The sequence below is a fragment of the Leptospira kirschneri serovar Cynopteri str. 3522 CT genome, assembly GCF_000243695.2.
Classification (GTDB): domain Bacteria; phylum Spirochaetota; class Leptospiria; order Leptospirales; family Leptospiraceae; genus Leptospira; species Leptospira kirschneri.
In genome coordinates, this window is record NZ_AHMN02000007.1 from 300,396 (window position 1) to 322,500 (window position 22,105).

Here is a 22,105-nt window from a genome sequence, read left to right on the forward strand (position 1 = left end):
ACTTATCCGGAATCGTATTAAAGTTATTGAAATTTATTTTCTTCCGTTTTGTCATTAAAACAAATGGAAAAAATCGTTTGTAGATATGGATTTTTTTAACTCTATTCAAAAAATCAAATGTCTTCCGAAGAACCCACGTTATCCGAAACTTTTAAAAAAGACTGAAGAAATTCTCCCATCCCTAACTTTTCGAGTGCGTCTAAAACCATACTAGTATAGTTGATTGAAGATTGGAACTTTTCGAACTCCAAACGCACTCTAAGTTTCTGGATATGTAGATAGAGTTTCAATTCTTCTAAGCTCATATCGGAAGGATTTTTTCCGAGAAATTGATCACTTCCTTCAAATGGATTTAGATCCGGAAATTCTTTCATGATCGATCCTTTATCTTAAAAGAAGAGGCTGAGAGCCAAAGAAAGAAAAGAGAGAGAAAAAAACTCACAGCACCAACACCTAAGCTGGAGAGTAGAAGGTCTCCTCCTGAGATTCTATGTAAAAAGACAAAGAAGGCTCCTAAAAAACCTAAAGAGCCAAACGCAAGAAAGAGGAATCCGATCTTCAAAAAAATGTAGGCTTGAATTCCCGCTTGAAATCTTTTCGTTAAGAATTTTTGTCCATAAAGAAGAAGGGTTTGGAAGTATTCCAAAATGGAATCTACCAAAGCGAGAAAATGCGATTTGAGGTCGTTTCCTCTTTTCGTGTTATACGATTCCTCTGTGGAATCTGATTTTCTTTTTTTTGCCATTGATTGAAACGGTATTTTATTTTCTGCGGATGAGCATTCCTACAAGTAGTCCGATACCAAGTCCTACTCCTAGGCCGATCAACGCCGCCTTTTGTGGATTTTCTTTGATATAAGCTCCGGTCTCATCAATAATTTGTTTAGCCCTTTCGGAAGTGTCACCCGAGATTTGTTTGATTTTTTCTTTAAAATCGGATACGTGTTCCAAATATTCTTCGCGGGCTTTTCCGGTGATTTTTTTTGCTTTGTCTTTTAAAGACTCCACTTCCTCGTTAAAATCTTCCGTTTTGGATGCCATTGTTTGATTCCTCCCAATTCTTTTTCTAAGTTTTCCGTTGAGGAATCAACTACTTTCGCCGTTTTGGAGATAGCTTTTTTCTCTCGAATTTTGAGGTCTAATAAAAAGGATGGAAAAATTCATCTCAGAAAGAACGAAACGTCTCCGGCAGTTAGATCCTAAAAAAATTTATATAAGATGGGAACGTTTTAAGGTGAAAAATTTTTTGCAAAAAATGATCGGGACAAGTGTATGAATTGGATTATGAAATTGATTCGTCTGAGAAGACGTCAAAAACAAAGAATCTTCAATAAAGCCTACAGACAAGCGTTGAAGTTGATGAAGAAAGAATTTAAGGCAGAGAGGGATCGTCATCTACAAGCCGAAAAAGAACTGGAAAAATATTATAGAAAAGATGTGGACAGCGAAGCTAAAAAAACCAGAAAGAAAATTCAAGAATTAGATAATTTTAAACTCTTATTGGAAAGAAGAGAAATGGAGTTGGATTCTAAAATCGTATTTTTAAATGAACAACTCCAAAAGATAGAAGAATTAAAAGCAAGAATGGACGGAGCGGTCAATCTGATGGCAAGAGCGGGTTCTCTTTCCAATGGTGCAATAGACGACGCTGAAAAAATTAAACAAACTCTCAAGAAAGTTTTTTAAGTTAGGCGAAATCTTTGCTTACGAATTCTCAATTTTGATTTTAGAATGGCAAGCAACGAATGAGTCGGAAAATACAAAAAAGAACTCTAATCGTCAGCATCGTACTTTTTGGCGTATCATTGTTTACTCCCTCGCTTGAAGAACTTAATTTTGGCACTCACCGCGAGATAATGCCGGGCTATTTAGTACTCGCCTGGGGATGGAATTCTATAGCCTTTTTTCATCCTGCGTGGTGCGCTAATATCACCTGGATCGTTGGTAATATTCTTTTCTTCAAGAGAGAGTATCGCGCCAGCTTTTGCCTGAGCATACTGACATCGTTACTTTCGTTAGACAGTTATGCGTATCCCGCCAAAATATACCTTGGTTTTTATCTGTGGAATGTTGCGGTAAATTTACCTTTGGCGATCCATTTGGTCGCCCTTGCTGCTAACCGATTGAAACCAAAACCTGGTGACTGAACTTTCAATGAAATTTAGTCTGCGGAAAACACCACGGCGATGCCGTCGCGGGGGAATTATTGTTAGATTGGTATATTAAAATAGAAAAACAGCGTGAAGTTTGTGGTTCGCCAAAGGTGTGAAGTACGCAAAGATATAGGAAAAATATGGAATTATAAAGTTGTTTACTAAACGTTAACTTGATGTAAAAAATAAAAAAGATAAAACAAAGTAAAACCGTAGTAAGTTCTTACATTTCAGTTTTTTGAATACAAGTTTTTCACCGGAATGTCAAATCCTAAGTTTTCTTGTTTTATAATAAAACAAAAATGAAATGTAATACATTCCGGGAGATCTTTTATGAGCGATTTAAATAAAGCAGACTTGGAACTCTTTAAACAAAAAGGCTGGGAAATTAGATTTCGAACAGAAATTCCGCTATTATCTAAAACTTTTCTCTTTTCAACTTATTTAAGCGGGTTGGAGTTTGTAAATTCGCTTGCACAAATCGCTGAAAAATTGAACCATCATCCGGATCTTTTTTTAGGTTATCGAAAGGTTACGGTGGAAATTTTCACACATTCTAAAAATACAATCACCGATTTGGATCTTCTTTTTGCGGAAGAAGCCGAAACAAAATATAAGGATTCAGAATATTATAATTTTTGAATACAATTGAAGCCAATCCTATCGAATGTCCCGTGAGATAAGGCCGAAATCGCGGAGTATTACCAAGCGCCCGTAGAAGCGAGGTTGAGTTTCAATCGTAAGCTCTTTGCGTAGCAAAGAATAGAGCGATGTGACGGAATGAGTTGTGGCTTTGGGAAATTTAAAGTCGATATATAAAGGTTCTTATTTAGTGGATATAAGAATAATCGACGATTTAGAACTAGAAACCATTTTAAAAACAGAACTAGAAGAAGTTGAATTTGACGAATACGAAGACCAAGTTGGAAGTTTGGATGGAGGAATTGTTATAAAAAGTGAAAATTCAATTATCATAACTCCTATGTGTTGTGGAGATATTGGGAATCTTAGAGAATGGGAGAAAATTTTAGAATCACAAAACAACATTTGGAAACAATTGTGGATTGGACATCCTTGGATATTTTACAGAAGAGCGAATGGATTTATAGAAATCTCAAATTATACAGAATCCAATCTTGACGATTTCAATGATATTCAAGCGAAATATAAATTATCCGAAAAAGAATTCGTTTTAGAGCTAAGAAAAATAAGAGAACAACAAAACGAATTCGAAAATCAAATCTACCGAATATTAGATAAGATGAAAATTCCCAAAGCAAAAGAAATTGCAAAACTGTTGACTGGAAATCTACAATTACAATAAAACTATGTCTTTATCGTATTTTCGCTTTTTCAATTGAGTCGTTAATTACTCAGTGATTTAGAGGCATTTCGTTTTTTCCAAAAAAACATCTTTAAGTCTGAAATCAAATGTTTATCTACTCTTTACTTAGACCAAATTCACATTATATTTTACTTATAGAAAGTTCTATAACTTACCAATTAACACCAGAGACAAAAGGTGATCATAAAAAAATACACTCATTTTTTATAAATCACGTGAGTTTGGGAATCCATGGTTCATTTTTCTAAAAAAGTGTTAAAATAGCGAATAACGCAAATAAGTTCAAGTTCATCTTTCTAATAAAAGTGGAAAGAATATGACTCTAACCCATAAAAAAGCCCGGTTTATCCGGGCTTTTACATTTTAAAAAGTACGGGAGAACTTTTTAAAATAAAATTTAATCTGGGATTACAATGTTATCATAATTGTCAGTAAATCTATAACCGATTCCCCAGATCGTTTCGATCCATTCTGGTTGAGCTGAATTTTTTTCCAGTTTAGAACGAATTCTTTTAACATGAGAATCGATCATTCTTTCAAAACCATCCCATTCCATTCCCCAGACCGCTTCTAAGATCATCTCTCTGGAAAAAACTTTTCCGGGAGAAGCCGCCATCAGTTGCAGAATATCGAATTCTTTTCTGGAAATATTTACTATATTGTCTTTAAGAGTAACTCTTCTGCGGACCGGATCAATTTTCAAAGCGCCTCGAATGATTTCGCCGCTGGCACCTACATTCGGTTTGATTCCCGCTTTTTTATCCCATCTGCGAAAGAATACGTCTACCCTCGTTTTCAGTTCTCGAACGGAAAATGGTTTTGTGATATAATCATCCGCTCCTAGCTCAAGTCCCATAATTCTATCGATTTCTTCGTTTCTTGCCGTTACAATAAAAATAGGAGTATTTTCGTCGTTTCGTCTAACGGTTCTACAAACTTCAATTCCGTCTATGTCTGGAAGAGAAAGATCTAAGATAACCATGTCAGGATGATTTGCTTTGTAAAATTTAAGACCTTCTTCTCCGCTTGTTTGTAGAGTCGTCGAATAGTGAGCCGAATCCAAGGATTTTCGGATTAAATTTCCAATATCCGGATCATCTTCTATAACTAAAATTGTTTTCATTGCCAAACTCCCGTGAAATAATTAGAGGATAAAATTACCTTATCTGCAACAGATAAAACCAATGAAATGTTAATAAAGGAATTTTTTTTGTTAGCCATATTTTTACTGAATCTCTTGTCTATTTTCGATTTTAAAGATCAGAGTTTCTTTGAATAACTGTGGTAAAATCATGAATTGTGTTAAATTAATATCAAATATCATTAAAGTTCGAAAGTGTGTAAAAAACTATGAGTAATCCATTTACTTGGGCAATTCTTTCTGTAAACGAAGATGGCCTTGATTCTGAATCTGCGACCCGTGAATTAGGTCTTGAACCGGACTTCAGTACTCCGATAGACGTCACCGATAAGGAAGGAAAACCTCTTGGCTTTGGTCATTGGCAATTACATTCTACTTTGAGTGCCGAAGAACCTTTAGAAGAGCATATCTTACAGATATTGGAAAAGGTATTGCCTTCGCGTCATAAGGTGAAGGAATTCGGAACCAAACATTCCCTTTGTTTATATGTTTCTGTAGAGTTTTCGGATTTTTCAAAACAAGAAACGGAAATTTCTTCTCGTATCCTTTTGCTTTTGGGAAATTTAGGAATTAAATTGGTCTTTCAGCCTTGGCAGAAAGAGTAGACGTTTTGATAAGTTCTCATTCGTAAAATGACCTTTGAGTGTCTAAGAATTTAGTTATATTAGAATACTCTAAAATAATTTACATAAGTTCGTATAGTAAATTAAAAAAGTGAATTTATAAGTAAGCGTAGGAACATTGATGTGAAAAAACTATTCTATGTTTCAATGCGAATCAATTGGTGGGAACTCTCACAAACCTATATTTCACAGTAAGATTTTTGAAATGTAGGAACTCTTACTGAAAATATAAGAGATGACTAATATTTTTGGGAAATTTTGCCATAAAATGGATTGATGATAAAAGTTAGAGTTGTTCAAAAATTCCATAGTGGAAATTCGCAAAATTGCCTCAATTGTTCATTTCAATACAACAAAAACGGATGGAGAATTAATTTTTCAACAACTCTATTTTTGAAAGAAAAAGTTTAAGAAAGGACTAAAATGACTCTGTCCATTCTATAGAATTGAATCAGTTTTTTCAACGAGTTGCTTGCTCCCGAGATAACTAACGTTCTATTTTTAAGTCTGAGGTCGAATGCAAAAGAAATCAGTTTCATTACGGCCGGAAGAGGCAGGGCTTTGACTTCGTTCAGATTGATTTTTACATGAAGATTAGACTGATAAAATAAAAGAGCGAGCACGGATTTCAATTCGTCTAAAGAGACTTCATCAAAGGACGAGATCAAAGGAGTCACTTCCGTAGTTTGACGATTTCTTTTAATTTCAAAACGTTCGTATCTTTGGATTGGATTCATGTCGGATCTTTTTAAAAATCAACTCTTTGATTTCAAGAAAGAGTTGTTTCAGGAAATGAAAATTCAACGACAATTTTTTTAAAACTGATTCTTTTGTTTTCAAAGAAAATGTGGGAACTACTACTTATTATTAAATGAATTGGTTTTCTTAGGAGAAGAGGTTTTTTCGTATTTGTAAGAGTTCCCACATCTGAAAAATTCGATTGCTCTTTTAAATCATAGAGAACCGACAAAAAGTAAAATGAATGAATTGAGCCAAGAAATTTTAATCCAGAGAGCTAAGTTTTTATCCGTTCTCCGAAGATTTTTTGAAAAAAGAAATTATTTAGAAATGGATACTCCTTGCTTAAAGTCCGTTCCTTCCATGGAACCTTATTTGGATCCTTTTTTAGTACGATCTCCTTCCGGAAAAGAAAAAGGATATTTGATTACTTCTCCCGAATATTCCCTTAAAGAGATATTATCCAAAGGACTGGAAAGAATATACGAAATTACTCATACGTTTCGTTCCGGAGAAGAAGGAAGTCCGTTTCATAGCGCCGAGTTCTTAATGCTCGAATTTTATACCGTTGGAATTTCACTCGAAGGTTTGATGGATTTTTGTACGGATCTTTTGGAAGTACTGGATCAAGAATTCCATTCTTATGGATTTGATCGAAATCAGATTCAAAGGATGTCCGTGGAAGAGTCTCTTAAGAGATACGCTTTTTGCGGAATTTCTAAATCGGAACTGGACAGAGTAATCACGGAACATGCGTTAAGCGAAATTTCTCCGGAAAAAAGAGCTTACGAAGATTCGTTTTTTATTGTATTCTTAAATCTTGTAGAAAAACATCTACCAAAAGGATTCACTTTTTTATACGACTATCCTCCGGAGTTAGCGGCTCTTTCTAAAATTCGGTCCGGTTTCGCAAAACGTTTCGAACTCTATTTTGGAAATTTAGAGTTGGGAAATGCATTTGAAGAATTGACCGATCCTATTGAACAGATTTCACGGTTCCATTCTGAAAGAGAACTGAGAAAAAATTTAGGAAAGGAGGTCTATGCAATCGATTCCGGTTTAAAACGAGCTCTTCAGGAAGGGATTCCGGATTCCTGCGGGATTTCGATTGGTTTGGATAGACTCCTTCTTTGTATTTTAGGAGGAAGTTCTTTGAGAGAAGTTAGTCCTTATTATGGTAAGTTTTTGAACTTATAGATCGGGTCTGAAGACTGACCTATAAAATTTAACGGGACATTTTTTATGGATCGCGTGAACTAAAGCAAAACGCTTTCTATGGATCATGTTTTAGTTCAATTTTTGAATGGTTGATACCGAATTTATAAAAAGAGAACAAAACTTTAGTTGCAGGGAATAAATTCTTCTCTAAATTTTGGTGCGGTAAAAGATTATGGCGAAGCAAGAAAACTACTATATCACTATCAAAGGTAGAAAATACGATCGTAAGTTGATCCAGCTTGCGGAAGAATTTACTTCCGGTAAACGGGATGGTAAGATTTCGATCAACGACGCAAAACGTCTTTTAAGAATTGTCAAGGATAACAACGCTTATACGGACATAGAAAAACATACGATCGAATACATTCGTGAAAATTATAAGTTCACCGAAAAATCGGACGAATGGTTCCGTTCAGAAATCCGTAAATGGGCCGCTAAAAAAGTGCAAGAAGCAAGAAAAAAAAGTGATGTGGAATCCATCTTAGTTGATGATTCTGAGGTTCCGGAAGTAAATTTTCCTTCCAGTTGGGGAGAAGACAAAACCGAAGTTGAAATCAAGGAGACTTCTACAAGAGGTTGGAGAGAAAATTCCAATTTTTCATCCACAACTTCCCACTCTAAAAAAAATAAAAGGCTTGTTCCGACTTTAATTTTTCTTTCTGGTTTTCTGATTCTTATAGGTCTGGTCTATTTTTTCCGAACCCTATTTTATAGGGAAGATTCCGAGCAAGTCGTAAAAACGAAATCTGAGATCGTCTCTAATTCAAAAGAAAAACGATCCGACGTTTTGACGGAAAAAGCAGAATCTACTCAGGAAATCAGAAAAAAAAGCGTAAGGTCTAAAAAAGAGGAATCGGAAATTCCAAAAAACGCTCTTACAATTCTAAAACCACAAAACGGAAAAAAGTTAGAATCTAAATCCTTATTCTCTTCGTTGACAAATAAAAATTCCACAGAAGAATTTTCTTCTAATCCTCAATTTAGAGAAATTGAATCCAATGTAATTCGTTTTGAAAAAAACAGCATTCAGATTCATAAAGAATCGAGACCAAGTCTCAACCGTTTGGCTCGCTGGATGAAACAAGATTCTTCGATCCGAGTCAAAGTTATCGGCCATACTTCTTTGGAAGGTAGCGAAGACGCCAATCAAAAAGTTTCTTTTCTTCGTGCACAAACGGTTCGAAATTATATTGCTGGAAACGGCATTTCCAAAGATCGTTTTGAAATCATCCCCAAAGGTGCAAGTGTTCCTATCGGCGATAATTCTAAAGAAGAGGGGAAGGAAATGAATCGTAGAGTGGAACTTAGAATTTATAATTGAATAGATTTACTCAAATCTTTTTGTCGATTTAAACTTGGGTTTGATATAAGAAAGTTTGGTGAGAATTCAGACCTTGAGGTTGTAATTGCTTTCACGATTTCAAGTCGAGTAGGTTGTAAAATTCTTTCTTAGGCTTTCAAAATCCTATTTTTCAATCTTCCTGTGAAAAATTCTATACAAACTAAATGCTTGCAACAGCATGAATTTGTAACTTGTCTTATTCTATCGATGAACTGGAAGGACAACTCGTAGAAGGACTCAGGAGAAAACAATGGCATTCGATATAGAAATGATTCGCGCCCGATATGATAAGATCGGGGTTCTTGTTACAAAAGCAAGAAACGTCGTTGGAAGACCTCTTACTCTTACCGAAAAAATTCTTTATTCCCATCTCTGGGATGGCGAACTCCAAGCCGCTTATGAAAAAGGAAAGTCTTATGTGGATTTTGCTCCGGATAGAGTCGCTATGCAAGACGCTACGGCTCAGATGGCTCTTTTGCAGTTTATGTCTGCAGGTAGAAGTAAGGTCGCAGTTCCGTCCACCGTTCACTGTGATCACTTGATCCAAGCGAAAGACGGTGCAGCAGAAGACTTAAAAACGGCAAACACAGTCAACAAGGAAGTTTATGATTTTCTTTCTTCCGTTTCTAACAAATACGGAATCGGTTTTTGGAAACCGGGCGCTGGGATTATCCATCAGGTCGTTTTAGAAAACTATGCTTTCCCTGGTGGAATGATGATCGGAACCGATTCTCACACTGTAAATGCGGGTGGTTTAGGCATGATCGCAATCGGAGTTGGTGGAGCCGACGCCGTAGACGTTATGGCGGGTATGGCTTGGGAATTAAAATTTCCAAAACTCATCGGTGTAAAACTTACAGGTAAACTTTCTGGTTGGGCTTCTGCAAAAGATATTATTTTAAAAGTTGCTGGGATTCTCACCGTAAAAGGTGGGACCGGTGCGATCGTGGAATACTTCGGCGAAGGTGCGGATAGTCTTTCTTGTACCGGTAAAGGAACGATCTGTAACATGGGTGCGGAGATAGGAGCCACCACTTCCGTGTTCGGTTATGATCGGAACATGAAGGAATATCTTTTAAAGACAAATCGTAAAGACGTCGCTGATCTCGCAGATAAAATTGCAGAACACTTGACCGGAGATAAGGAAGTATATGCCGATCCTTCTCAATATTTTGATCAGGTTATAGAGATCAATTTGTCAGAACTTGAACCTTATATTAACGGACCTTTTACTCCCGACCTTGCAACTCCTCTTTCTAAGTTTAAGGAAGCGGTTCAACAAAACGGTTGGCCCACCAACTTGGAAGTAGGTTTGATCGGTTCTTGCACGAATTCTTCTTATGAAGATATTACTCGCGCCGCTTCTGTAGCAAAACAAGCGGCGGATAAAAATTTAGAAGTAAAAGCGGAATACACTGTAACTCCCGGTTCGGAGATGATACGTTATACGATCGAAAGAGACGGTCTGATAAAAACGTTCTCCGATATAGGAGGAGTGGTTCTTGCAAACGCCTGTGGTCCTTGTATCGGTCAGTGGAGTCGTCATACAAAAGATCCGGAGAGAAAAAATTCGATCATCACTTCGTTTAACAGAAATTTTGCGAAACGTAACGACGGTCTTGCGGGAACTCATGCGTTTGTTGCGTCACCCGAAATTGTGACTGCTTTTGCAATTGCTGGTAAATTGGATTTTAATCCGATTACGGATTCCTTAAAAACCAAAGATGGAAAAGATGTAAAACTAGATCCACCAACTGGTCTTGATTTTCCTCCGAACGGTTTTGACGTAAAGGACGCCGGTTTTATCGCACCTGCTGCGGACGGTTCTAAAGTAATCGTTGCAGTGGATCCTAAATCGGATCGTCTTCAACTTCTTTCTCCATTTACTCCTTGGGAAAAAACGGACTTAAAAGGTTTAAAACTTCTCATCAAGGCCAAAGGAAAATGTACTACGGATCATATTTCTATGGCGGGTCCTTGGTTAAAATACAGAGGGCATTTAGATAATATTTCCAATAACCTTTTGATCGGAGCGGTGAATTCGTTTAACGATAAGACCAACGAAGTCAAAAATCAACTTTCAGGAGCTTACGAATCGGTTCCCCAAACCGCAAGAGCTTATAAAGCTAGAGGGATCGGATCTATCGTGGTCGGAGACGAGAATTATGGAGAAGGTTCTTCCAGAGAACACGCGGCGATGGAACCTAGACATCTTGGAGTAAGAGCGGTGATTGTAAAATCGTTTGCTAGAATTCATGAAACGAATTTGAAAAAACAAGGGATGCTTGCTCTTACATTTGCGGATAAGTCAGACTATGATAAAATTCAAGAAGAGGATTCTATCGATATTTTGGGTCTGACTTCTTTCCAAGAGGGAGTTCCTTTGACTCTCGTATTGCACCACAAAGACGGTTCTTCTCAAGAGATTAAAGCCAATCATACTTTCAATTCACAACAGATTGCTTGGTTCAAGGCGGGTAGTGCGCTCAATCTAATCAGCGAAGAACAAAAGAAGAAAGGATAACTCGAAAGATTTGTTCGTGTAAATTCCTAAGTTTTCCTTTCAAATTTCGACTCAAGAAGTTTCGGAAGGAAAACTTTTATCTCTAAAATCATCAATCGCGCAGAATGTATTTTTGTCCGGACTAATTGGACGAATCCGGCTCGCCACAGGCAGTTGGACTGGCTCTTTAGTTCTGGTCAACAAGGTTTATGCAAGAAATGTAATGTAAACATATCGCCTTTAGTTTCAATATAGAACGCGATTTGTCGGACGACCCGAAAAACTCAAGCGAATGATCGGTATTCAGGAAGTGATACATTTTCAGGGCGTGAGACGCTGAGTTTTTTCGCATCGATCCATTTCGCGTTATGCCGAATTCACGTTATTTTACTGTGAAATCATGAAAATGTGGGAACTACCACGGTTTTCCAGAACCGAAGAACTTTCAAAAAGAGTAATGAATCTAAAATGAGACAAAATCTGTGGGAACTATTACAAATCCGAGGTTTTACAGTAAAACTCTAAAAATGTGGGAATTCTTACAAATCAAGATTTTACGAACAACTTCTAAAATTGTAGGAACTATTACTTTTAAAAAATTCTTTCTCAGCCGAACTCACATTAAAGTGGGATTTAAATTTTGATGATGGTCGTAAAACAGCGGTTTTGTGCAAAAATCGGATGGATGATGATTCCATAGTAGTTCCTACAATTTTCAAAGTCCAACTGGTAAATTCACGATTTGTAAGAGTTCCCACATCTATTTTTTTACGAAAAAATTGATTTCTCCACGAATTCACGTTAAACTATTTTACTTTTTTAAAATGTAGGAATTGCTACTTATAAAAAAGTTCTATCGAACCTATATTAAACTTATGTTATTTAGATCTTTTTTTAAGAGATTCCGGCTCTAAACCTTTTCTAAAAATCCTTGCAGCTTCTTTAATGGTGGTTTGTATTTCCGTGTGAGGCATTTTATACACACACTGACCCATAAAACCTAAAGCAAAAGTAAGAGAAGAGATCGCATACGCAACCGATTTTAAATCTGCCTTAGAATCTACCTTACCCATTTTTTTAAATTTTTCCAACTCTTCCATAAATTCAGGAATAATTTTTGTATAAATTTTCTTTTGAATGATTCGACTCACTTCAGAATCTAAAATGACCTGACTTACTGCAACTTTCATAAAGTCTTCGGCTTCTTTGAAATCTTTACATTTACGACTAATCATACGTTCAAGACTTGCTTCTAGATCTAGATAACTTTCTGAATTTTTAGGAATGCGGCGAGAATTTTCTTTTTTAATTTCTTCCGATCTGGTTAGGATAGCTTCTAAAAGTCCTTTTTTATTTCCAAAGTATCTGAAAATTAAAGCTTCATTTGCATTTGCGACCTTGGCTATGTCTTTAGTATTCGCACCATCGTAGCCTTTTTTTGCAAAAACTTGAATGGCCGCTAAAAGAATAGCAGTTTCGGTGGCGACACGATCTCTTTTGCGAATCATCGCTTCAGAGATAACGTTATCCTTCGTTCGGACGTTTACCTTTGATTTAAGCGATTTCATTTTGCTCCCTATAAAAGTTAAAACGGTAGATAGTGTCACTCACTATTTCGAAAAAGTAACTGAATCTATTTTAAATTGCTTATGGGATCTAAATTAAACGTGATGAAAGATCGTTAAACTTAAACATACACACTTTAATTTCTAAAAACGCAGAAACTATCATACAATCCATAAATATGAAAAAGATATTTTTCAATCTAAGTTATTCGTGTCTTAACTTATAAAAAACGACATTCTATTTAGATTACTTTACAAAGAAAAATTGAATATGGTCTGATGGAAAAGGACTCGTTTGAATTCTAAAATAATCTTAAAATCCGAAAAAGATGTTTTGTCTTTGATGAAATAAGATTAATCAATTATTAAGTTTATTGTAAAATTAGAATATACGATTATTTAAAATTTTAAAGGGATTATGAAATTTTTTATTCAGTCTTGGAAGAATAAAACTTTTTTACTTTTTCCACGTAATTACGAGTTTCTTTATAGGGAGGAATCCCCGCGTAACGATCTACGGCGTTGGGGCCCGCATTGTAAGCAGCCAGAGCGTGATCTAAATTCTTATATTTGTTCAAAAGGTCGCTCAAAAATTTAGTTCCTCCCGCCACGTTTTCCGCAGGATCAAAAGGATCTTCAACTCCAAGTAGATTTGCAGTGGAAGGCATCAGCTGCATCAGACCGATTGCACCTTTGGGAGAAACTGCATCTGTTTTAAAATCAGATTCTGCTTTGATAACACTCTGAACTAGTCTAGGATCAAGATTGTTTTTTTCGGATTCCTGGCGAATAATTTTGGCGAGACTCGGTTCTATGTTTTTTAGATCTTTGCTGAAACTTTTTTCTTTTTCAAGATCGGAGATGGATTTTTCCTGTTCCGCTTTTAAAATAGAATCGAACGTTTGTTTTTTCGATTGGGTTTCTTTTACGAAACGATTTTCAATCTCGTGGATTCTACTTAAGACTAACTGCACGTTTGGAATTTCTTCAACTCTCATATTATGTCTCTCGGAAGATTCCCCCAAAACCATGATCTTTTTTTGACTTTTTCAAGGGATTCTTGATAAATCTGCAGCTTAGGAAATATTGTCTTTTGTGATTGAAATTGCCGTCACATCCAGAATATCCGCGTTCCCAATTTTATACGCTAAATCCAGAGGTTTTTTCGAAAGAGAAGGAATTCAAGTCCAGATTCGAGTTTTAGAAAGTTACGACGCGATCTTAGCTTTTTTAAGTTCAGGAAAGATAGAAGCGGGAGAAATACCGTTTACTACTTGGCTGGATCTTCATTTGAAAAAAACCATACCGAATAAATCCATCTTTCGAGGGATGATTCTCTCGAGAATGATTCATTCGTTTTATTCCAGATACAATTCAAGTACGGATTCCATCTTAGAAGGAACCTCGTATCTAATACCTGCATTACAAAATACTTCGGTGGATAAGTTATTGGCTCGAGAGTTTATGAATTCCAGCCGATTTCGTAAAAAAATTTCTTATAGATTCGTTTATTCCAGATCTTATCTTTTGGAATATGAATTTGCTCAGACTACAACTCTTGGACTTATCGGTTCAGTTCAAGAATTTCACTTTTTAAATAACGGATTTAGAATTTCAGAAGGTAGGGATTTACCTCCGTATCGTCTTCCAGTCAATATGCTTGCGTTTAACGGAAAGTTTGCGAAGACATATCCGGATAGAATCAATAAGGTTCAGACCGCTTTGTGTCGTGCAATCGAAGCTTTGATCGAAAACACAAGCGATTCTACGGAACACGTAATTCAAGAAAACGTACCTGGTTTTAAAGTGGAGTTGGAACAACTGCATTATTTTTATAAACAACCTTCTCAGGACCTGAAAGAGATTCTTTCTCCGATTGCAACACTCGAAGAATTAGAGTATTTAGGAAGTATCTATTGGAGAGCTATAGAACATCTAACGGATCCTCCGTCGGTTCTTTTAGAGGCTCTTGATTTTGCAGCTAAAGATCCAATTCCTACGTATCCTGAAGGATTGAAAGTAAAGAAGACAGCACTGATGGAAGAACACTTCCGCAGAGAAGACGAATCTAATCGAATTCTAGAAAAAACCGGAGATCGAAGAGAGTTAGGAGATTTAGTTTCAGATATTCATAATTTGGTTTTGAATATCTACAATTCTAAAAAAGGGGTACGTTTACCTGTATTACCTCTCAAAGGAACTGCATCCGCAATTAGAACCGGAATCAATTCTATATTAGATTTTTTATTTCAGGATATTAGAGCTCAAGAGGTCCGATCGTCTGCAATTGAAAACGTTCTGATGATGCAGGGACTTGAGATGGATAAAAGAAATATAGAACTTCAGTTCTCGGATGACCGTTTTAATTATTTATTCGAATTTTCTCCCATTCCGGTGATTTTACTGGATTCTGTTTCTGGAACGCTGATTGCGGGAAATTATAATTTTCGAAGTCTTACCGGTTATAGTAAGGACAACGTACATAATTTGAAATTGGAAGATCTGTTCCCTGGTATCAAGGAGATGGGAGATTGGTCAACTCCGGCTAAATCTTTGGAAACGATGCTTCGTGTAGATCAAGCAAGAATGAAGTTGAGGGATAAGTCTGAGATGGACGTTTCTTTGAGTATCACGGCTTTGTTTGAAAGAGCCAGAAAGATTTATCAGGTTCATATTTTATATGACTCTGAAAAGAAGGAAACGGAACAGGCTAAACACGAATTCATTTCTAATATCAGTCACGAACTACGTTCTCCTATGACGAACATACAAGGTTACTTTGAACTTCTAAGAACTGAGATTAATACTTCCTTATCCAAAGACCAAAGTGGAATGTTGGACGTGATTGAAAAGAACATCAAACGTCTCAATCACCTGATAGAAAATCTTTTAAAATTTGAAGAAGTTCGTGGAGAAGATAACTCCGGTTTGATTGAAAACTTTGATCCAGCGTTGGTAATCGAGGAAGTGTTATATTCAAATGAACCTTCCGCAAAAGAAAAAGGTCTGATCGTAGAACTTGATCTAATCAAAGGACTAAAGGTTCGCGGGATTCGTTTCGAATTTTCTCAGGTGATTACGAATCTTTTCGTAAACGCAATTAAATATACAGAAAAGGGAAAAATCGAAATCAAAATGATGAAATCCACCAGTGGAGACAAATTAGAAATCAATATCAAGGACACAGGAGTAGGAATCGATCCTAAATATATCGAAAAAGTGTTCGAGAGATTTTTTCGAATTCCAAACGATCGAAACAAAAGGGTCGGGGGCACTGGATTGGGGCTTTCGATTTCTAGAACCATTCTTCACAAAATGAATGGAGAGATTACTTTAGAATCCAGAGTAAACGGAGGAAGTAATTTTAAGGTTTTATTACCTCTACAGTTTTCTAATTTTTAGATGAACAGAAAAATATTATATTCGATTTTATTAATTTTCTTATGTTTTACGGCGTCTCTATTTTTTTTAGAAGAAGGGAAAAGTTACAAAAGTAATTCTTCTGAAAACGTAAGATTGTCAAACGGGCTCAGTCGAAATACAGTAATTAGAAAAGAAGATTCTCTATTTGAATCCGGAGATTTTTTGAACTTTACCGAATCGGAAGATTTGGCCGTTACAGATATTTCTTCGATAACTACGCCAAAAAACGAATATTCTACTTTATCCCCCGAAGAAAAAGATAGAATTCGGAAAGAAGTGATTCAAAGAGTAAAATCATTTGCGGATCGTTTTCCGGATAATTTGTTGATTCCTAGAGAATTGACCAAAGCACAAGAAGACAAACGTAAAAAAGACGAAGAAAGAATGTCGGAAGTTCGAATTGCATTGTTGGAAGGAAGGGAAGTTGTAAAACCCGAAATGGAGTTTTATCTGGATTCTAAAATCAAGAAAACGGAAGATATGGTTGAGATTTTAGAATATAGTATGAAATTTTTTCAAGATTCGCGTAAAAATAATCAGGGTTCTTCTTTAAAACTTATAGAAGAACGTTTGGTTTCTCTTCAAAAAAGTAAAGAAGAATTAACGTTTGCGAAAAAGAATTTGAATGTTCCTTAAAGAGACATGCCGTTAAATTATTGTTTGGCGGTTTTGATTTGTGAATTTTAATTTGCTGATTCTATTTTTAGAAAGTTTGAGTTCAGAAATCCTGTTTTTTATATGAGATTGCCGTTTTTATGTCATTACAAAAGTTAAAACCATTTTGATTTTTATAACGTTAAAAGTTTGAGACTGTTTTTGGTTCTACTGAATATTTATAAAAGTTTCTATTTTGATACAAGAGAATTTTCCCGAGCTTTTTAAAGTTTGATTGTGAATTGTGGTAGTTCCTACATCTTCAAAGTTTTATCGTAAATCTAAATTTTGTGAGAGTTCCCACAAATTAAGTCACATTACGAATTTAAACATTCATTTTTCGTGATTGAACTTTGTATGAGTTCCTACATTTTATTTTTACGGAAAATTAAGTTTTATAAAACGAAACTTTTGCGTTGGACGTGAATTTTATATAAGGAATCTGTTTTTTAAAATTTCGTTTTACCGTGAAAAAATGGATGTGGGAACTACTACTTTTAGAAAACCGAGGCGAATCTGGCTCTTTGGCTCTGGTCAATAAATTGCATGTAGAAAACGTAATGCAATATATCGTCTTTGGTTTTAATATAGAACGCGATTCATAGAGAGCGTTCTGCTGAGTTTCAAACGCGATTTGTCGAACGACCTAAAACGCTTTCCTAAAAAGCGTTCTGCTGAGTTACTTCGAGCGCTCGTAGAAGCGAGACGACTTTAGTTTGAGAGAGTTATAGGTCAACCCCACAAGTTGAATAGGATTTTAGAATCCAAATTGAACTAAAGCAAACACTCTCTAAACGCACATTATTCAAGTGTTCCGACAAGAATGAGGTTTTTTACTTGCAAAAAGTATGTTTTTCTGATAGAGAAAAATCTTTCAAATTTTCCCACCACCCAAAATGCGGGTGAGAACTCAGTTTTACAGAGGATTTGTCGTAGTTCCGACAGATTTATATTGAGATCTAAATACTTGTGGGGTTGTTATGATGGAGAGTGAGACGTTTTAGTCTGAGAGAGCGTTCTGTTAAAGTCCCTCGCATCGATCCCTTTCGTGTTAACTCACATTAAATTAGGGTGGAATTTCTACATTTCAAAATAAATTAGAATTTTCTAATATTTTTCTTCCAAGAAGAAATTTTCTTCTGTGGTTGTTTAGGGATTTTTTTAGAAACCTTTTTTTGCTTTTTGTCGGACGTGGATAAGCCCGGAAGTTTCATTCCGGAAATAGTATATGCAAGTTCGATTAATTCTTCCAGACCAAGAACGTCCATGATATGAATGTTTTTTTCAAAACCGAGGGTTCTTAAAAAGACTAATAGGTTTTGAACACCAAACGCTTCGATCAATTTGGGAATATCTCCGATTCCTCTTTTACGAACCCAAGCTCCGGATTGTTTAGGGGTCAATTCTCGGACGATAGGAATCAATTCAATGGTAGGAACTTTTAACGAAAGTTCAATGAAGTTTTGAATACCCACTTCGTTTAACAATTCGATGGATTTTTGTGTTCCTATATTTTTTAAAAGTTCGGTGGCGGATTCTTTACCGGTTTTCAAGGACATTTCTGCAATGAATTTAGCGGGAATCGAAGTGGACAATAAGACGAGATCATCCATAGGAATACTATTTGCGAAATACGTAATGTCTTCCGGGGGAATTTTCGAAATAAGATCGACTAACGTTTCTTCCGAAATGCGATTTAAAAATTCTATGATCGTTTTCTCATCCAGATTCTGGCTGATATAAAGAAGATTTTTATGATCCACTTTTTCGGAAAGAGAGTATAACTTTTCATAACCTAAGGAACGAAATAGTTGAAAGGATTTACCGGTTCCTAGTTTATCCAGATATTCCAAAGCTTTGCCGATTTGGTTGATTACTTTTTTCATCCGAGTACGTCCTCTAAAAGGCCGGCAATCAGTTCAGTCAGAGGTTTTTGTTTATGAATGGCGAGAATGTTTTCGGCGGTGGTTTTAGAGATGGAGTCTCTAAAAAGAATATATTCTTTTTCGGAATAACCTAAAAATTCTTTTAGAGTTTCTCCTCTGTATTCATTTAGGACGGCGTCTCTAAGATTTTCGTAGAATTTTTCCAAATTTTTTTCTAAAATGGGATCTTTAGAAATCGTTTTCTTGAGTTCTTCCAGATGTTTTCTAAAGTCGGAAGATTCTAAATGACCTAAATCGGAAAAACCGGTTTGAAAAAGAATTTTCAACGTGTTAGAAATAAAAATTTTACCAGTTTCACTTTCGGAAGAGTTGTGAATCAACTCCGCGATCTTTTCGGTAAAACCCGGAAGTAAAGTGGAAAGGAAACCTGAGATTTGTTTTTCAAAACCAGCAGCTTGAAACATACCCGCCAGAGGATTGAGTTTTTTATTAAATTCTAATAATATTTTTTCTAAACCTAAAGAAAACATCTCTTGGACGGGAGATTGATTTAGAATTTTCATCAGAAAAAATTTGGACGGAGCCGCTACGGTTCCGGTGGCGAATTTTAAAATCGCTTCTTGAGTTTCCAAATTCATAACATCCGAAGCGGAGCGAAAAGGAAAGGTATCTTGAATATTGATTTCTTTTAATATGATTTTAATCTTATCTTCCGGAATTTTGACACCATTTAAGGATTCCAAAGAAAAAGAAACTTTCTCGGGCATTAGTTCTTTGAGAGTGGAATTAAAGAGTAAATCTAAGATTCGATGGATACTTTTCTGTAATTTCTCCGAATCTTCGATCCAAATTTTTGCCGCGGATCGATATTCTCTTTTTGAGGAAAATAACCGCTTCCAAAAACCCATTTTGATTTCGTATCCTTGATTTAAATTAAAGAAACAAAAATTTTGTCCAGCTCAGACTTATGATAAGTAAGCTGATTTGAGTGATACAGAAGTATATTTCTTTTTTTTAAATTTCTAATATCTCCTTCTTGCTGAACCAGTTTTTCGGTTCCGAGCACCTCTCCGTTTCCGTTCAATTGCAGAAGTTTACTTTCCAACCCTTTTTTTAAAATGTTCTGAAACGTATCTTCCAAATGAGATGAGAACAACTTTCCAGAAACGTGAATTTCTTTTCCTTTTCTTTTGATTTCTGCGGCAAAGTTTTGCAACCGTTTAAAAAGTACTTCCTTGCCGACCGCTGCTTCGGTACTCAGTCGCATTAAAATCATCGAAAGAAGATTGCCGGGAGTAACTACATAATTCTTTCCTAATCTTTCCTTTACGATGTTGATCACTTCGTCGCTATTTGCATTTTCGGGAATATCGAAATTCTCTCCGTAGGCGATATGGAGTTGTGTTTTTTTTGCAGAGATATAATCGTATGTGAGGGTGAACGAAATAAAATGAACGTCTTTAATTTTTGTGCGAATAAAATAGACCCCTTTTTTGATCTGATTTAGATAACCGTCGTGATTGTAGGTTCCTTCCGGAAATAAAAAAAGATTTCTACCGGAAGAAACTCTCTCGATTAAAGAATTCCATTCTTGGTCGACCATGTTTCTGAGTTCTCCACTTTTTAGAAGTTCTCTAGCGTTGTCTCGAAACGGACGTTTGACTGGGAAACATCCAATGTATTTTAAGAAAATCGGAATTAGATTTGTTTTATCAATCATTCCTAAAATCAGTTTTAAAGTACCTTTAGGTCTAAATTCTTTGACTAAAAAATCTTTTTTTAGAATGTCTTCTCTTGCGGGAATTGCAAATTTAATTTTCGGTTGAACTATCCTATGGATTACTGAGAGAGCGGGAACGTCCCCTTCTTCAACGTGATTTCCCATAATGACGGTAGGATAGGGGGCTCGTAAAATTTTATCATGATTGTTTTGAGAAAAATATTCTTCGATAGAATCAAAAAAAATACCCGTAGTTTTATATACGATACCGATCAGCCAGTTATAAGTATTTGTGGAATGAACAATTTGGGACGTATTTAAATTTTTGTCGATAACTGAGTTCTCTTGCATGTAACCCTTGTCATTTTGGAATACAAGATAAACTAAGAAAGGAATCGTTTCTAGTCTACTACAATCCTGGGAATGGATTCGCTGATTCTGGTTATGATCTCATAGTTAATTGTATGAGATCTATCTGCTAAATCGTCTACAGTGATAGATTCTTCTCCGTCTTGTCCGATGATTGTTACGATACTACCTACTTCCGCGCCAGGAATATGAGTAACGTCTAACATAGTCATATTCATACAAATACGGCCGATGATTCTGGCTTTTTTGCCAAGAACCAACATATCACCGTTACTAGAAAGTTTTCGATCCAGACCTTCGTAATAACCAACAGGAATAATAGCAACTTTTGTAGGATACGAGGTTTGAAATGTGGAACCGTAACCGATATAACTGTCAACGGGATGATTTTGGATATGAGCGATCCTGGACTTCCAAGAAAGAATGGGGTTCAGTTGAAAATTTTTATTTCCGGTAAGGTTTAAAGAAAGTCTGGTCTGGATACTAGGCCAAAGACCGTACAAAGAAATACCAATTCGTACCATATCAACGTGAGCGTTTGGAAACAGCATCGTAGAAGCGGAGGCGCAAGCATGTCGGATTAAATTATTATAACCGAAGGACTTAGCAAGAAAAATTGCTTCTTCGAACTTTTGAATCTGCATAAGAGAATATTTATGTTCTAATACATCTTCCGTGCTGGCAAAATGGGTGCAGATCCCGTCGAGTGAAATTCCTGCATTTTTCAATTCGCCTAACGTGTGTTTTAAGATTTCTCCGTGGTTACCTAATCTACCCATACCGGTATCGATTTTAAGATGAAGTTTAGGAGCAGGTAAAAAGGAAGAAAGTATGCGAGCTGTTTCCGGTCTTGAAAAAACGATCCAGAAATTAGGATCGGATAACACATCCTTTCTTTTTTCCGGATTTTGAATTTCTCCCATGATCAAAATTGGGATTTTAGGATCGATGTTACGTATGAGAAGTGCTTCTTCGATCGAATTGACCCCGATGCGTGAAATCCCCGCTTCGATACAAAGTCTGGTCATCGGTTCGATACCGTGACCGTATGCGTTGGATTTTAAAATTGCGGTCAATGTAGAGTTGGGGCGTAGAATGGATCGAAAGCTATCTAAATTGTTACTCAGAGAACGTTTCGAAATTTCAATCCAGGAAGAATAGGTATCTTTCATTGAACTACTACCAGAATTAATGTCTTGCAAATTCTTCCTATAGTTTTTTATTAACTGGATTGAAAAACAAAACGTTCCTGAAGGAATGTGCGAGAACTCATCGAGAGGCCCGGATGAAATATAAGGTAGTTCAACAATTTCCTGTCCCGTTGCAAAATCTATTAAAAGCAAGAGAAGATCGATATAAATATTTAGATAAATTCCCAGAATTAAAAAACGTAGAACTTATAGAAGAGAAAAAAGAAGGTAACTTA

23 protein-coding genes (1 of these 23 running past the window's edge) are annotated in these 22,105 nt (G+C 36.0%); 11 read left to right on the top strand and 12 right to left on the bottom strand.

Annotated elements, in window-relative coordinates:
• Positions 1–113 precede the first annotated feature (113 nt).
• From LEP1GSC049_RS216065 to LEP1GSC049_RS216055, 3 genes are read right to left on the bottom strand one after another with little or no spacing between them, the layout of a single operon-like run.
• A complete protein-coding gene (locus tag LEP1GSC049_RS216065; RefSeq protein WP_004756401.1) occupies positions 114–374 on the bottom strand; it encodes a hypothetical protein in 261 nt (86 codons plus the stop codon).
• Complete coding sequence (locus tag LEP1GSC049_RS216060; protein ID WP_004756296.1) at positions 371–745, bottom strand: LBF_4227 family protein; 375 nt, start codon at positions 743–745, stop codon at positions 371–373. Before LEP1GSC049_RS216060 ends, LEP1GSC049_RS216065 begins: the two co-directional genes overlap by 4 nt.
• Before the next feature lie 16 nt (positions 746–761).
• Complete coding sequence (locus LEP1GSC049_RS216055) at positions 762–1,040, bottom strand: DUF883 family protein (protein WP_000157329.1); 279 nt, start codon at positions 1,038–1,040, stop codon at positions 762–764.
• 231 nt (positions 1,041–1,271) lie between these two features.
• Between LEP1GSC049_RS216055 and LEP1GSC049_RS216050 the strand changes: the two genes are divergently transcribed.
• The 4 genes from LEP1GSC049_RS216050 (at position 1,272) to LEP1GSC049_RS216040 (ending at position 3,476) form a co-directional block, all read left to right on the top strand.
• Positions 1,272–1,685, top strand: coding sequence for a hypothetical protein (locus LEP1GSC049_RS216050; protein WP_001104042.1), 414 nt, complete (start codon positions 1,272–1,274; stop codon positions 1,683–1,685).
• Positions 1,686–1,744: 59 nt separating this feature from the next.
• Entirely contained in the window at positions 1,745–2,146 is a 402-nt protein-coding gene (locus tag LEP1GSC049_RS0205900) for a hypothetical protein (RefSeq protein WP_016747928.1), read from the top strand.
• A 339-nt stretch (positions 2,147–2,485) separates the two neighbouring features.
• Positions 2,486–2,794, top strand: a complete 309-nt coding sequence (locus LEP1GSC049_RS216045; RefSeq protein ID WP_004757537.1) for a 4a-hydroxytetrahydrobiopterin dehydratase — start codon at positions 2,486–2,488, stop codon at positions 2,792–2,794.
• A gap of 145 nt (positions 2,795–2,939) precedes the next feature.
• Positions 2,940–3,476 carry a hypothetical protein gene (locus tag LEP1GSC049_RS216040; protein WP_004757534.1) on the top strand — a complete coding sequence of 179 codons (537 nt, stop codon included), beginning with the start codon at positions 2,940–2,942 and terminating at the stop codon, positions 3,474–3,476.
• Positions 3,477–3,894: 418 nt separating this feature from the next.
• Here LEP1GSC049_RS216040 and LEP1GSC049_RS216035 read toward each other — a convergent pair whose 3' ends face one another.
• Positions 3,895–4,620 carry a response regulator transcription factor gene (locus tag LEP1GSC049_RS216035; protein WP_000849259.1) on the bottom strand — a complete coding sequence of 242 codons (726 nt, stop codon included), beginning with the start codon at positions 4,618–4,620 and terminating at the stop codon, positions 3,895–3,897.
• A gap of 227 nt (positions 4,621–4,847) precedes the next feature.
• Here LEP1GSC049_RS216035 and LEP1GSC049_RS216030 point away from each other — a divergent pair, with 227 nt between their 5' ends.
• Complete coding sequence (locus tag LEP1GSC049_RS216030) at positions 4,848–5,243, top strand: DUF4279 domain-containing protein (RefSeq protein ID WP_004756229.1); 396 nt, start codon at positions 4,848–4,850, stop codon at positions 5,241–5,243.
• Between the two features lie 425 nt (positions 5,244–5,668).
• On the opposite strand, the gene LEP1GSC049_RS216025 is transcribed toward LEP1GSC049_RS216030, so the two are convergent.
• Positions 5,669–5,998, bottom strand: coding sequence for a hypothetical protein (locus tag LEP1GSC049_RS216025; RefSeq protein ID WP_004757397.1), 330 nt, complete (start codon positions 5,996–5,998; stop codon positions 5,669–5,671).
• A 241-nt stretch (positions 5,999–6,239) separates the two neighbouring features.
• Here LEP1GSC049_RS216025 and epmA point away from each other — a divergent pair, with 241 nt between their 5' ends.
• The 3 genes from epmA (at position 6,240) to LEP1GSC049_RS216010 (ending at position 11,083) form a co-directional block, all read left to right on the top strand.
• Complete coding sequence (gene epmA / locus LEP1GSC049_RS216020; RefSeq protein WP_004757536.1) at positions 6,240–7,196, top strand: EF-P lysine aminoacylase EpmA; 957 nt, start codon at positions 6,240–6,242, stop codon at positions 7,194–7,196.
• Between the two features lie 193 nt (positions 7,197–7,389).
• Positions 7,390–8,538, top strand: coding sequence for an OmpA family protein (locus LEP1GSC049_RS216015; RefSeq protein WP_004762754.1), 1,149 nt, complete (start codon positions 7,390–7,392; stop codon positions 8,536–8,538).
• Positions 8,539–8,809: 271 nt separating this feature from the next.
• Positions 8,810–11,083, top strand: coding sequence for an aconitate hydratase (locus LEP1GSC049_RS216010; protein WP_004756434.1), 2,274 nt, complete (start codon positions 8,810–8,812; stop codon positions 11,081–11,083).
• Between the two features lie 51 nt (positions 11,084–11,134).
• Here the strand turns inward: LEP1GSC049_RS216010 and LEP1GSC049_RS2000000228940 are convergent, their stop codons facing one another.
• The 3 genes from LEP1GSC049_RS2000000228940 to LEP1GSC049_RS216000 form a co-directional block, all read right to left on the bottom strand.
• Positions 11,135–11,263 carry a hypothetical protein gene (locus tag LEP1GSC049_RS2000000228940; RefSeq protein ID WP_004762692.1) on the bottom strand — a complete coding sequence of 43 codons (129 nt, stop codon included), beginning with the start codon at positions 11,261–11,263 and terminating at the stop codon, positions 11,135–11,137.
• Between the two features lie 677 nt (positions 11,264–11,940).
• Positions 11,941–12,630: a TetR/AcrR family transcriptional regulator gene (locus tag LEP1GSC049_RS216005; RefSeq protein ID WP_004756379.1), complete on the bottom strand. Its 690-nt coding sequence runs from the start codon at positions 12,628–12,630 to the stop codon at positions 11,941–11,943.
• 425 nt (positions 12,631–13,055) lie between these two features.
• Positions 13,056–13,658 carry a lytic transglycosylase domain-containing protein gene (locus LEP1GSC049_RS216000; RefSeq protein ID WP_016749789.1) on the bottom strand — a complete coding sequence of 201 codons (603 nt, stop codon included), beginning with the start codon at positions 13,656–13,658 and terminating at the stop codon, positions 13,056–13,058.
• Positions 13,659–13,713: 55 nt separating this feature from the next.
• Between LEP1GSC049_RS216000 and LEP1GSC049_RS215995 the strand changes: the two genes are divergently transcribed.
• Together LEP1GSC049_RS215995 and LEP1GSC049_RS215990 are read left to right on the top strand one after the other, a co-directional pair.
• Positions 13,714–16,029, top strand: a complete 2,316-nt coding sequence (locus tag LEP1GSC049_RS215995; protein ID WP_004757490.1) for an ATP-binding protein — start codon at positions 13,714–13,716, stop codon at positions 16,027–16,029.
• A complete protein-coding gene (locus LEP1GSC049_RS215990) occupies positions 16,030–16,686 on the top strand; it encodes an LIC_20245 family lipoprotein (RefSeq protein ID WP_004756452.1) in 657 nt (218 codons plus the stop codon). It begins immediately after the preceding gene.
• 1,115 nt (positions 16,687–17,801) lie between these two features.
• Here LEP1GSC049_RS215990 and LEP1GSC049_RS215985 read toward each other — a convergent pair.
• Genes LEP1GSC049_RS215985 through alr form a run of 4 tightly spaced genes read right to left on the bottom strand, consistent with a single transcriptional unit; the run spans position 17,802 to position 21,851 of the window.
• Positions 17,802–18,590 carry a magnesium transporter MgtE N-terminal domain-containing protein gene (locus LEP1GSC049_RS215985; RefSeq protein ID WP_004759944.1) on the bottom strand — a complete coding sequence of 263 codons (789 nt, stop codon included), beginning with the start codon at positions 18,588–18,590 and terminating at the stop codon, positions 17,802–17,804.
• A complete protein-coding gene (locus tag LEP1GSC049_RS215980) occupies positions 18,587–19,498 on the bottom strand; it encodes a hypothetical protein (RefSeq protein WP_016560694.1) in 912 nt (303 codons plus the stop codon). The genes LEP1GSC049_RS215985 and LEP1GSC049_RS215980 overlap by 4 nt, the downstream gene beginning before the upstream one ends.
• A gap of 20 nt (positions 19,499–19,518) precedes the next feature.
• Positions 19,519–20,661, bottom strand: a complete 1,143-nt coding sequence (locus LEP1GSC049_RS215975) for a 1-acyl-sn-glycerol-3-phosphate acyltransferase (protein WP_016560737.1) — start codon at positions 20,659–20,661, stop codon at positions 19,519–19,521.
• 50 nt (positions 20,662–20,711) lie between these two features.
• Complete coding sequence (gene alr / locus LEP1GSC049_RS215970; protein WP_004769402.1) at positions 20,712–21,851, bottom strand: alanine racemase; 1,140 nt, start codon at positions 21,849–21,851, stop codon at positions 20,712–20,714.
• A 113-nt stretch (positions 21,852–21,964) separates the two neighbouring features.
• On the opposite strand from alr, the gene LEP1GSC049_RS215965 reads away from it, so the two are divergent.
• Positions 21,965–22,105 carry the 5' portion of a DUF2505 family protein gene (locus tag LEP1GSC049_RS215965; protein ID WP_004750172.1) on the top strand. The gene runs 348 nt beyond the window's last position, so the window shows 141 of its 489 coding nt (coding positions 1–141); the start codon lies at positions 21,965–21,967; the stop codon falls past the right edge of the window.